The organism is Flammeovirga sp. AWQ4_249 (genome assembly GCF_056161045.1).
The window spans coordinates 94904-107869 of record NZ_JBSWYJ010000002.1; the positions used below are offsets into that span (position 1 = coordinate 94904).

Here is a 12966-nt window from a genome sequence, read left to right on the forward strand (position 1 = left end):
CGAAGTTAAAAGACTGATTTTTAATTCTTCCTTCTTTTAAGAATATTAATAATTAAACTTTAAGAAAATAGAATAGAAAGGTTAAACAGAATATTTAACCTTTCTATTTACTTTAATTTTTAACAATTACTTTACTTGTTGTTTTCTCTTTATCAGAGAAGTGAATAATATATTGTCCAGAGAATAAATGTGACAAGTTTAATTGAATGAAGTTACTCAAGAAGTTACCTTGATATACCTTTTGTCCACTTAAATTATAGATATCTATTTGTACACCTTTACTCCATTTCTGATCAAGGTTGATCGTAAATATACCTGTACTTGGATTCGGATAAATTTTAGCTTCAACTTTACCTGAATATACTTGTAAAATAGTTGTTGATATGTGTTCATACTCAAACATTATCTCCTCACTTACTGTTTCATCATTAAATGCATGAATGTAATATCTGTAAGTACCTTCGGTAAATATTCTTCTATCCCTAAATACATTATGACTCTCAGTGGTCATTCCTATTAATTGCTTTTCATTAGCAATAGAATCATAGTAATAAATATTAAAACCTTGTTCATTATCAGAGTTATCACTCCATGTAATTCTTAGATAATCATTGATCATTGAAGTTTCAATATCAGATGGAGATTGAATGACTCTTACACTATCTTGTTCATCATCATTGCTATCCGTATCACTATCATCTGTATCCGGGTTATTTTCGGGGTCAGGATCAGAATCCTCATCGTCTTCGTCGTCATCATTATCCTCTTCTTCTTTTTCAGGAGCAGTATATGTTACCATCGCCATCATAGAACTTCCAGATTCATTGACTCCTCTTATTTTATAAACATAGTTGGAGTCTAAAGAGGCGGAATGATCAGTGTAAAATAAATTATCCGAAGGAATTTCAACCAAAAATGCCAAATCACTATCATTGACACTTCTATATATTTCATAATTATCAACTACTAAAGTGGAGTCGCTCCATGACAAATCCATTGTACCTTGAAGAGAATCAATAGAGAAGTTAAAAGGAACGGAAGGCCTTCTCACAACTCTTGGAATTAAAGCTCCATTTGTTTCTAATGTTTCACCTTCAACATCATAGATATAAGGAACGATAGTGTAGACATAATTTACTTCCTCCACCAAAGTACTATCTATGAATGATCTACTTTCTGCTGATAAATTTAAAAACAATGTATTTGACCTTTCATTACTTCTTCTTCGATAAATTTTATAGCCATGTTCATCCTCTTGAGAATCTTCCCATGAGATCGTAATACTATTTTCTTCTTTTAATGAAACTCTAAAATTTGTCAATCCTATAGGAGCAGGTGGAACTGTTGACAACTCTTCCGTCCCTGAGAAGTAACCATATCCATTTAATTCTGCTGAAACTTGATAGGAATAAACATGATTTTCATATACAGCCGTATCAAAATAGGTCGTCGATGATGCTATTAAAGTTTCCAAAAGTTCGAATTGACCATCATCAACCTTTTTGTACACATTGTAATTCTGTTCAAACTCAGAGTTATCATTCCAATCTAGATTAATACCATATTCATTTCTTGAAAGATTTGTAATTGATGGTGGATTAATATATAATTGAGATTCTACCGTATCACTTCTTGATTCTCCCAATGAATTATAACTTCTTACAGTATATTCATATAATACTCCTTGGTCTACTTGTGTATCCACGAAAGTAGTATCATTATATTCAAGAGCAGCTATTAATGAAAATTCTTCTTCACTTTCTGATTTTCTTAATACATCAAACCCTAACTCATTTTCTACATTATCCTTCCAATTAATCTCAATTTGTGAAAAATCTGGGATTGCTTCTACACTTTCAACTCCCACTGGCTTTGTTCCTCCTGTCATCGTATGTACAAACAATAGTATATTACTATTCAATTGTCCACTAAAGAAACCGTTGATTGACTTTAATCTAAAATAATAGGTTTTTCCAGGCAGAAGGTTATCAATTTGAATAGACTCTTGATTAACATCTGTCGTAATTGAGAATGGGAAAGTTTTTCCTAAATCAATAGAATACTCTAGCTGAAACCCTGTTTCCAAGGCAGAAATATCATCCCAAGAAATTAATAAAGACGAAGGGCTTAGTTCCTCATATCTTACATTGTCAGGTGCTTCTAACTTCGTAAAGATTGAGGCAGTTTTTGCTTCTGCTTTACCTGAACCATTAAAAGGAGTCACTCTAATAAAATACTCAATTGACCCTAAAGTATTGCTGGTAAAGACATACTTTTCTGCATTTCTATCAGCTATTGCTAAAGGAACGAAACCATCAGATCCATTTAAGGAATATTCAATATAAAATCCATCTTCTTTTTCACTTGCATCTTCCCAAGTCACCACCAAATGTCTAGAAGTATTCTCTAAAGAAATCTCCAAATTTTCTACTGGATCAGGAACTGTATTTATAGTCACAGAAGCGATAGGTGAATTTTGTGCTTCTCCTTGAGTACTGAATGCTTTCACTTTATAGTAATACGTACTATCCATTGTTTTTAGAGACCCATCTATCCAACTGTTTTCCTCATTGTTTACAATTGCTACTTTTTCGTAAGGCCCTTCCATATTCAATGCTCTTTCGATTTTATATCCTGAAACATTTTCAATGGTTTCCCAATTGACTTCAATATTCGTTGAAGGCTTTAATAACGCATTTATCGTAGTAATTTCTTCAACATCGCTATTCCCAATAGAAACACCGGACAACTCAAATGCTAAATTGACATCTGCTGCACTTATTCCTTCTGGTGAAGTCCATGATGTATAACCCTTTCCAAATAAATTAGAAGGATCAATTAAGTAAAATTGATTTCCAATTAACTCATTATCACCTGTTCCTTTCCAAAACCAACTTCCTTGAGAACTATAATACATCACTGCAGCAACGGTAATCCAATAAGTACCTGCTTCTAATGTCACATCATCATTAAAATAATGTTCAATATCACCTAATTCATAATTATCAGTAGCTACTCTTCCCGACGAATAGATTAATGAATCCGAAGGAGCTCCATTATTGTCTTTGTAAATAAATACTTCAACATCAGGGACATTATTTGTAGTACTGTAACCATAAGCTTTTACTTTAGATAAATTCCATACACTTCCTTCCGGTACAGTAAAATCATCTGCCAGGTAAATTGGTTTATCAAAATCTAAGAAAAATTGTGAGCGGTAATTATTCCCGTTTGCCTCTTTTTGAGCGTGTAATGAAGGTATAATTGTACTAACTGATACCTTAAATTTAAGTCTTGAAAATTCATCTCCATCAAATGCATCAACAATAATTTCAGCTTCTCCTAAAGCAGTATTCGTTTCAATATAAAGGGTATCATTGCTGATATTGACCTGAATAATATCTGTATTGGATGAACTAGACGAAAATGTAAGTTCATTATTACTTTGGCTACTAAAAATCTCATTTAAGGCGATAGCTTCAGTTATATCACCAAGACTATAGTTTTTATTTTCTATCTGTTCAACAATCAAGGGTGGCACAGCAGAAACTCCATAATAGGCTGAAAAGATCCCATTTGCATGCGTCGAAGCTACAACCAAACCGTCTTCACGTGTTTTTATCATTGAAACAACAGCATCACCGATCGTTTCTTCCGCTTGCTGAATCCATTGTGTACTACTATTGATTTGTGATAATGGTGCATAATATAAACCGACACTTGTACCTATGAATAACCCTTCTTCTCCATTTTCAGGTTGATGAAATTCAGCCCAACGTACTGAAGGACCAGCACCAGAACCATCTGCATTTTCCTCTAAATTACCAGATATATGTACCCAAGTGTGTCCACCGTCCTTAGTTTCAAAAATACTTTTCGTTTGGTAATTCGAATAAACAACAATAATGTGATCAGCATCTTTTGGATTCATTGAGACACATGATATATAGGCATTCGGTAATCCATCTCCAGAAGAAATGAAATCCACAGAAGAAGATTTTGACCTTGCATTATTAATTCTATATACATGTCCATATTGTGTTCCTAATATCACGATATCAGAAGGTATTGTTGATGCAGCTAAAGCTGATATTTTACCAGATGTATTGACATTATCATAGGTATTCCACCCTGATGTTGTTCCTGAAAAAGTATAACCAGAATTGATACTTGATAGATTCCAATTGTACCATAATTTTGTACTGGCCGGATAGTACATTACATCTGCATCATTGGGATCAAGAATATACGGATGAACAAATAACTGACCTGAAGCATTAGAAGGTTGAATACCATCAGAATCTGTTGGGCTTCTAGGATCATCCCCTTTAAACCTTAATATTTTACCATATTGAGTACTTGTATATCTTGTATGCTCACCAGGTACAATTGCAACATAACAGCCATCTCCACCGGCATATTCTTCCATCCAATCCACATTTTGTGCAGATGAATTTGTATACCATTTACCATTATCCTGAAACCCTGCTAAAATTCTAGCATCATTCCTCGTTTTTTCATCAATTGCAATAGCATAAGCTTGTGTAGTGTAATATCCATTATTTAGATATTCCCACTCAACTTCCGTTGATGATATATTATGTGTTTTTGAGATACCGCCATCGTGTGTTGTAATGGCTACATCAGCATTAGATGGTAGAAAAATCATTGAATGATTATCTGGGTGATGATTTTCATACTGACTTACATTATTGATAGGTGCATATCCTCCAATCCAATCTGTTTGTGAAGCAGAAGAAAAACCATTCGTTGATCGATATAAATTTGTACTTCCGATGAATACCGTATTTTCATCATTAGGTTTTACTTTTACATATTGATTATAGCTACCTTGAGCTAAATTCCCTACATAACCTCCATACTCAGGAAGATTATCTGTTCTATTGACCCATGAATTTTGTGCTTCATCATATCTTAAAAACATATGATGTGTTTTACCTGCACCAGGTGTATTTGCAAAAAAGTAAACAATATTTGGGTTAGAGGGTGCAACATCTAATACTGTTCTATTGATCAGTACTTCATCTAAAACAGAAGGTGTAATATTTTCCCATACCAACCCATCATCAGATTTATAAAAACCATTTTCAGAAAGTGTCGCATAGATTTTCCCTGTGGAAGCGATTGACAATTCTACAAATCCTGAATTTGGACTATCGATTACTTTCTCCCAAGTATCACCACCATTTATTGATTTAGAGACACCACCATAATGACCTACATAAACATCTCCATCTTCACTTACTTTTATTGACGATACGTATTGAAAATCTCCTCCTGATACTGTAGGGTCTGAAGAAGTTGCTTCCAATGTATTCCAAGTTACACCTCCATCAGTAGACTTATAAATACCATCACCTCTGTAAGCTGCACCTACACTTGAAGCAGAATTACCATAGATTTCACCGGAACCATAATACCATACATTTGAAAAATGAGGTCTTGGATCTTGAGCGACACAAGTAATACTTTGTCGATCTGTAGGTGTTGTCACTTTTGTCCATGACTTACCTGCATCGATAGATCTCCATAATCCGCCTGCAACACCACCTGCCAAGATGATATCTTCATTGGTTTTATCAATAGCCAATGCTCTTGTTCTACCACCAACATTGAATGGCCCTCTTTTTAACCAAGGGGTATGCATTCCGTTAGTGATATTTAAATCTAATAGTCTTGCATTTTGAAAATGAATATTTTGCATGAATGCTTTTTCCCTTTGAAATATATTTGAAGGGATTTGATGCGTCACAGGATCTTCCAACATTTGGTGCTCAAACTGCTGACGTGCTATGGGATCATCTTTTAATCTTTTAAACTTATGGTATACCTGATTCTCTTCCATGAGGTTTGGTATCTGTCCATAAATTGATAAGGATGTAAAGAATACAAGAGATAGCAAGAAAACCCGTCTCTTCAGAAACTGAATTTTGATAGTAAGTTGCATCATGAGTGATAATTAGGTCAATTAGGTTTTTAGGCTTCACTCATTAGGTATTAGGTTTAACAGAGCGAAGAAATAAGCTATATAAGATAATAGAGAGTGATCCGATCTGGTATTAATTGGTTTTAGGTGATCGGTCTTGATATAATAATATTAAGTAGTGCTTTAAGGATTAGATAGATTACTAATGCCTTTTATTAATGCTGGTAATTTCATATTTATACAATTAGGTTTCCATTAATTTACTCAAAAACAACAACTTAAACCAATTAACTTCTAAAAAACTTGTTTAAACACCATAAATACATCAATACACACAACATTGTACAATACACTACTAATAGATATAAAAAAAGCCTGATATAGATACGTGATCTATATCAGGCTTTTTGTAAGAACCTTTTTAGATTATTTTCCTAAAAGCTCTTCTAATTTCTTTTCTAAAGCATCTCCACGAAGATTTTTAGCAATGATTTTTCCTTCTTTATCTAACAATAAAGTAAAAGGAATACCTTGTACACCGTATTGATTTGCAACTTTTCCATCAGCATCTAATACTTGTGTCCAAGAAATATGATCTTGCTCAATTGCTCCTTTCCAAGCATCAGCATCTCTATCAATAGAAATACCGTACACTTCGAATCCTTTTTCTTTGTATTTAGTATAAGCTCTTAATACGTTAGGATTTTCCATACGACAAGGTCTACACCAAGATGCCCAAAAATCAATCATTACATATTTACCTTTGAAAGAATCAAGAGCAACTGCTTTTCCTTCAGGAGAATTTAATGTAATTGGTATTGCTTGAGCACCTACCATTGTTGCTTTTAAAGCATTGTAGCTTTTGGCTACTTCCATTACTAAAGTATCTTGAGGGAAGTTTGTTTCTAATTTTTCAATTGATTGAGAAATCACATCAAAATTTCCTTCTTTATCTTGGATGAAGTTTAATGCCACAAGAGTTACATAAGCACCATCAAGCTTTTTAAGCATTGATGCTACTTCTTTCTTTTGTTCTGCTTGTAAAGCCTTAAACTTTTCTAGTACTGCCTCTTTATCTTCAGCTTGTGCGTATTCTTGCTGTAAAGCGTTACCTTTTTCAGAAAATGAAATATTTAAATTTTTAAGTTCTGTCAAAAGATCATTCTCTCTAGAACCTGTTACTTTGTAGGTATCTCCTTCTTTGACAACTTGAAGATCTTTTGTTTCTAAAACCATTAGTTCTTCAGCTTGGTTACCCATGTTCACTGTGTATAAACCAATTTTAGGAACAGTATATTTTATTTTAAAAGCACCTTTGCTGTCTGTTTTTGTTTCTGCTACATTTTTCTTTCCTCCTACTTTTTGGATTGAGTAAAGTGTAACTTTCGTACCTTCTGGCTGACCATCTAAAGTACCAGAAATTGTCACTGATGCAGGATATGTACCATCATTTTCTTTAGTACCACCACAACTTACAACTAAAATTGTAAGTAATAGGAAAAAAATATTGTGTAATGTCTTCACTATTATATGTTTACTTGTTGCTAACGAATCTCTTTTAGCAAGATATTAATATTAATAGTATAAAGATGTAAAATACATTATAGACTGAAAAATAAATGCTCGTAAAATATGCTTTTCAAATAAAAAAACACCTTGTCTTTTGTGTTATAAGACAAGGTGTAAGAATAAATATAGAGATTTATGAGCTTTCTTATTTCTCTAAAGCTTCACGTAATAACTGATTTGTTTTTTGTGGATCTGCTTTTCCTTTTGCCATTTTCATCACTTCTCCCATAAAAAGACCTAATAGGTTTTTCTTTCCTTTTTTATAAGCTTTCGCCTTATCAGGGAATTTAGCAATAGCCCGTTCAATAAGAGGAACCAAGAAGTCATCACCACTATCTTGAATAAGGTCCATTTCTTTGGCAACTTCTTCAGGATTACTTCCTTCTTTTTGTGCTACAGCTTTCAATAATTGTTGATTGGCAGCAGCATGACTTACTTTTTTATCATCTACTAATCCAATTATTACCGCAACTTGTTCAGGTTTTACTGACAATGTATCATAAGAGATTCCACCTTCATTGACCATTGATTTCAAAGGGCCGTTCATCCAATTGGCTGCCGCTTTATAATTTTTAGTGCCCTTACAAAGTGCCTCAAAATAGGCTGCTGTTGCACGTGTTTCCGTCAATTGATAAGCATCTGCTTCCGAAAGGTTGTATTCTGCTGTAAACTTCTCTACCAATTCATACGGAAGACTTGGCATTTCCTTTTTAATTTTTTCAACCCATTCCGGTTTTACAATCATCGGAGGAAGGTCAGGACAAGGGAAATATCTATAGTCATTCAATGTTTCTTTTGTACGCATACCATATGTTTTGCCCGTATCAACATTAAATGTTCTAGTCTCAGAAATAATTGTTTCCCCTTTTTCAATGAGTTCAATTTGACGTTGCATTTCATAATCAATTGCTCTTTGGATATTACGCATGGAGTTCATGTTCTTGATTTCACATTTTTCTCCAAACTTTGTTTCTCCTTTTAAGCGAACAGAAACATTGGCATCACAACGTAGAGAACCTTCTTCCATATTACCGTCTGATACTTCTAAATAACGGACGATTTTACGGATTTCACCTACGAAAGCTGCTGCAACTGCAGAATCATGAATACATGGTTCTGTTACAATTTCCATCAAAGGAACACCTGCTCTATTTAGATCCACTAAGGTATCTGTTGAGCCTTCTAAGTGTGTTGATTTTCCTGCATCCTCTTCCATATGAATACGGTTAAGGATTACTTTATTTTTTACACCTGTTTTGGTCACAACATCTACATGTCCACCAATACAGATGGGTGTTTTATCTTGAGTAGTTTGATATCCTTTTGGTAAATCTGGATAGAAATAATTCTTACGATCAAAGAATTGATATTCAGAGATTCTACAGTGACATGCCAATCCCATTTTTATAGAATATTCAATCACAGATTTATTGACTTTGGGTAATGTTCCAGGTAATGCTAGTGTAATAGAACTTACATTTACATTAGGATCTTGACCATAAGTAGTCGGGTCTGAAGCAAAAATTTTACTTTTTGTTTGTAGTTGAGAATGAACTTCCAATCCTACGACAAGTTCATATTTATCTAATATTGCCTTATCCATATGTCTTGTATCTATCAATTATAAGCAGTGTAGTGACGTAGTTTAGATTATATCTATACTTTTCGATCTTGCTTGTTGGTTACTTTAGTATTTTAAAAACAAAAAAGTCATTCTTTTAAAGAAAAAATGACTTTTAAGCTATTTCATTACAATATTAATAAATTAAAGGCAATTACACTAAGAATTTTCAATGTTTACGTTGACTTGCCTTAAATAGAATTTCTTTTTCTTCTTGAGAAAGGCCTTCGTATCCTCTTTCAGAGATTTTATCTAAAATTTCATCCACATTATCTTGTGTTGGTTGACCTGAATTTTTAGTTGTATTTTTTGTATTCTTATTCGATTTTTTATTTCGATGAACTACTTTCAATTTTCTATTCGAGCTCGTTAAGTTGTTAAAGAAGCGTGTTACTGCATATAATGGAGCTCCTAAGTCTGTACCTTTTTTTAATAAAGCAACATAAGTATATCCCATTAATGCTCCTCCTAAGTGAGCGATTTGACCGCCTGCATTACCACCTGCCGATTGTAACAATGAAATTAAAACATATGCCAATGCCATGTATTTAATTTTTACCGGTCCTATAAATAATAAATTAATCCTATAATCAGGTGCTATTGTTGCGGCACCAACCACGATAGCCAAAACACTTCCAGAAGCACCTACAAGAGGAGCACCTGCCATTGGTTTATAATATGGAATAACGCTAAAAGCTACAAGCACCATTAAACCTGCAGTAATACCACCTAGAAAATAGAGAGCAACTAATTTTTTATCCCCAAGAAATTCAGCAAAAATAATCCCGAACCAATACATTATCAGCATATTGAATAAAATATGAAAGAAATCATTCATACTATGCATGAAGAAATAGGTCACTATAGTCCAAGGTTTGAGGACTGCCTCAGTAATTTCTGTATTTAAGGCTACATTATCGAAGATGTAGAGATTGTAAATTTCTTGAATTCCTGATAATTTGAATACAAGCATCAGTAAACTCATACAAACATACACCACGACATTAACAATGATAAGTCGAAGTAGTCCACTTCCAGGCTTGTTCCATGTGTATTTTAGATCAGAGATAAAACCGTTCATAAGAAGTTAAAATAATGGTTTAATGGGTGATAATTAAAGAACCCTGCCTTAATCATTAAGGTTATTAATTAGGTAATTTAATTTACATAAATTCGATTACTTTTAAAAATCATTTTATGGATTCACCGCCTAATTGCATTTTATTATTAGATAGATGAAGTCTTCCTAAGTTTCACAACATCAGTATATAGTTAAAGGAATTTCTTTCCTTATTGGACACTATGATATTTCCAGTGTTTTAATAATATATAAGCAAATAATGCTCCTCCTAAATGGGCTAAATGAGCCACAGAGTCAGTCGGATTGTTTTGCAACAATAAATATACTTCGTATCCTATATAACCACCAATTAGATACTTTGCTTTGATAGGAAAAGGTACGAATAATAAGAACAATTGAAGATTTGGAAATAAGAACGCAAATGTGAATAAAATTCCAAAAATAGCACCTGAAGCACCAATCATTCCTTGATTTATTTCACTCATTGAAAACTTACGAACCTGATCAGCTGCTGCACTTTTTAAATACGGGTTTTCTGGATCATCAGGAAAATTTTGATACAGCATTGTGACATTTTGGTCATATCCGTAAGCATAAGGTATTTCTTCATTCACATAATTGATAAAGTTTTCAGGAGTTTCGTCCATTAAGTATGCTGCTGCATGCTTTTCCATTTCTGTAATTTCCACATAATTGGATACTCCATATAAGAAACCTCCACCTAAGCCCGTAAACATATAAAGAATTAAGAATTTCTTTGATCCTAAAAAATTCTCGAGAATAGGACCAAACATAAATAAGGCAAACATATTACCGAATAAATGAGAAAAATCTCTTTGGACAAACATGTACGTAAAAGGTTGATAAATCTGGAAAAGATCTGATTTTGGATAATGGTAACCTAATATTAAATCCAAAGGTATATTTCCCAAATTAATAATAGCAAAGATTACTAGATTAATTATCAATAAGATTTTTACGTATGGTGTTAAGTTTTGTCCCATGTTAATTTTTTAGTAGTTATAGTCAGCTTTTGTTATTTTAAATTCACTCCACTGACTGTTGAATATCTTTAATATTTAATTGTAAGGTCTTATTTCCTCGAAATTCATTGATTTCTAATCGAAATAGAATATCGATCTTTCCTCCTACACATAAGTCTATTTTTTCCACCTTGTTAAAGGCAATAGCGTCTACCTTCTGATCTCCTACTTGTTGATATACTTTCATTTTAAGGTGTTTATCTTTTAACACTCTTGGCGTACCTTCAACAAGTACATTTGTCGCTTTAAAAAGTGGCATACCATTTTCATGTCCAAATGGACTCATTTTTTCAATTATGGTTGCAGTAGCCAAATTTAAATCCGACAGATTTACTGTTAGATCAACTTTAATTTCAGAAACAAAATCCTTTCCATTCGTAATATTGTCAACTTCTCTGACAAAATTTTGTTTAAAATCTGACAATTTTTCTGCTTTTAGTGAAACTCCTGCTGCAGAGTGATGTCCACCAAATTTTGTCAGTAAATCTTGACAGTTCGTCAGCACTTGTAATATATCAAAATCACCTACACCACGAGCAGAACCTGTGATTTCATCTCTTGACAGTGTCAATGCGACGGTAGGTTTACCAAATTTATCTGCACATCTAGAGGCTACAATTCCTAAGACTCCTTTATGCCAGTTTTCACTAAATAATACCAATGCAGCATTCGTATCATTTTCAGCCATTGCTATCGCTTCTTCAGTATTTTGGGCATCGTATTTCTTTCTTAAATCATTAATTCTACCTAATTCTCTTGCTTGTTCTAATGCTTCCTTAGGATCAATTGATGAAAGTAATTCCGCAGCAATTTGTGCATGAGCAATTCGTCCAGCAGAATTAATTAGTGGACCAAAATTATAGCCAATATCATTTAATTTTAGATCTGCTGGCGTTAGATTCAAAATAGTAAAAATCGCCTTCAAACCTTCTTTTGTTGTATTTTGAAGGTATGATAAACCTTGTTTTGCTAAAACTCTATTTTCGTCTAGCATTGGCACTACATCGCATGCTGTTCCTAAAACAACTAAATCTAAATGTTGCCATAAAGGAGTAGGATCAATACCATGTTTCTGACAAAAACCTTGAAGTAATTTGAAGCCAACACCTACACCTGCTAACCCTTTAAAAGGGTAATTACAGTCTTTTCTTTGCGGATTTAATAAAGCCGTCGCTTTTGGTAATTCCTCTCCTACTTGATGGTGATCACAAACAATAAAATCAATATTTCTATGGATTGCCTCTTGAATTTCTTCATGATTTAAACTACCACAATCCAATGAAATAATCAGTTGGCAATTGGTTGTAGCAGCGTATTCTATTCCTCGAAGAGAAACACCATACCCTTCTGTATATTTATCTGGAACATAAAAGTCGATATTGGGATAAAAATCTTGAAAGAAATGCATAAATAAAGCAACAGCACTTGTTCCATCCACATCATAATCTCCATAAAAAAGGATTCTCTCTCCTTTTTCAATGGCTAAAGTCAATCGAGCCACAGCAATGTCCATGTCTTTCATCAAGAATGGATCATGTAGCTTTTCTAATGTTGGACGAAAATAATCTCTTGCATTATGTATTGAATGTACACCTCTTTGTGCGAGAAGTGATGCTACAATTCTTGGCACATTTGGTTGCTTTAATAAAGCCTGTACATACTCTTCTTTCGGTTCTGGATTAATGACCCACTTCTTCTCCATGTT

The 12966-nt window shown here is 33.4% G+C and carries 7 protein-coding genes; all 7 read right to left on the minus strand.

All coding sequences use genetic code 11. The features are described 5' to 3' along the window. Positions 1 to 112 precede the first annotated feature (112 nt). The 7 genes from ACXAHM_RS02375 to recJ all read right to left on the minus strand — a co-directional run bounded on the left by ACXAHM_RS02375 (position 113) and on the right by recJ (position 12963). Positions 113 to 5866: a fibronectin type III domain-containing protein gene (locus tag ACXAHM_RS02375; RefSeq protein ID WP_474958793.1), complete on the minus strand. Its 5754-nt coding sequence runs from the start codon at positions 5864 to 5866 to the stop codon at positions 113 to 115. Continuing rightward, the gene (locus ACXAHM_RS02380; RefSeq protein WP_474958794.1) at positions 5841 to 6008 is read right to left on the minus strand and encodes a hypothetical protein; all 168 of its coding nucleotides are present in this window, start codon (positions 6006 to 6008) and stop codon (positions 5841 to 5843) included. Before ACXAHM_RS02380 ends, ACXAHM_RS02375 begins: the two co-directional genes overlap by 26 nt. Before the next feature lie 365 nt (positions 6009 to 6373). Further along, positions 6374 to 7471, minus strand: a complete 1098-nt coding sequence (locus tag ACXAHM_RS02385) for a redoxin domain-containing protein (RefSeq protein WP_474958795.1) — start codon at positions 7469 to 7471, stop codon at positions 6374 to 6376. A 190-nt stretch (positions 7472 to 7661) separates the two neighbouring features. Continuing rightward, positions 7662 to 9119 carry an Asp-tRNA(Asn)/Glu-tRNA(Gln) amidotransferase subunit GatB gene (gene gatB, locus ACXAHM_RS02390; protein ID WP_474958796.1) on the minus strand — a complete coding sequence of 486 codons (1458 nt, stop codon included), beginning with the start codon at positions 9117 to 9119 and terminating at the stop codon, positions 7662 to 7664. A 187-nt stretch (positions 9120 to 9306) separates the two neighbouring features. Continuing rightward, positions 9307 to 10218: a rhomboid family intramembrane serine protease gene (locus ACXAHM_RS02395; RefSeq protein WP_474958797.1), complete on the minus strand. Its 912-nt coding sequence runs from the start codon at positions 10216 to 10218 to the stop codon at positions 9307 to 9309. Between the two features lie 209 nt (positions 10219 to 10427). Further along, positions 10428 to 11222, minus strand: coding sequence for a rhomboid family intramembrane serine protease (locus tag ACXAHM_RS02400; protein ID WP_474958798.1), 795 nt, complete (start codon positions 11220 to 11222; stop codon positions 10428 to 10430). A gap of 43 nt (positions 11223 to 11265) precedes the next feature. Then, entirely contained in the window at positions 11266 to 12963 is a 1698-nt protein-coding gene (gene recJ / locus ACXAHM_RS02405) for a single-stranded-DNA-specific exonuclease RecJ (protein WP_474958799.1), read from the minus strand. Between the last annotated feature and the right edge of the window lie 3 nt (positions 12964 to 12966).

Coding starts and splice junctions, on each gene's coding strand:
- ACXAHM_RS02375 (WP_474958793.1), bottom strand. CDS start 5,866: ATGGAAGAGAATCAGGTATACCATAAGTTTAAAAGATTAAAAGATGAT.
- gatB (WP_474958796.1), bottom strand. CDS start 9,119: ATGGATAAGGCAATATTAGATAAATATGAACTTGTCGTAGGATTGGAA.
- ACXAHM_RS02395 (WP_474958797.1), bottom strand. CDS start 10,218: ATGAACGGTTTTATCTCTGATCTAAAATACACATGGAACAAGCCTGGA.
- ACXAHM_RS02400 (WP_474958798.1), bottom strand. CDS start 11,222: ATGGGACAAAACTTAACACCATACGTAAAAATCTTATTGATAATTAAT.
- recJ (WP_474958799.1), bottom strand. CDS start 12,963: ATGGAGAAGAAGTGGGTCATTAATCCAGAACCGAAAGAAGAGTATGTA.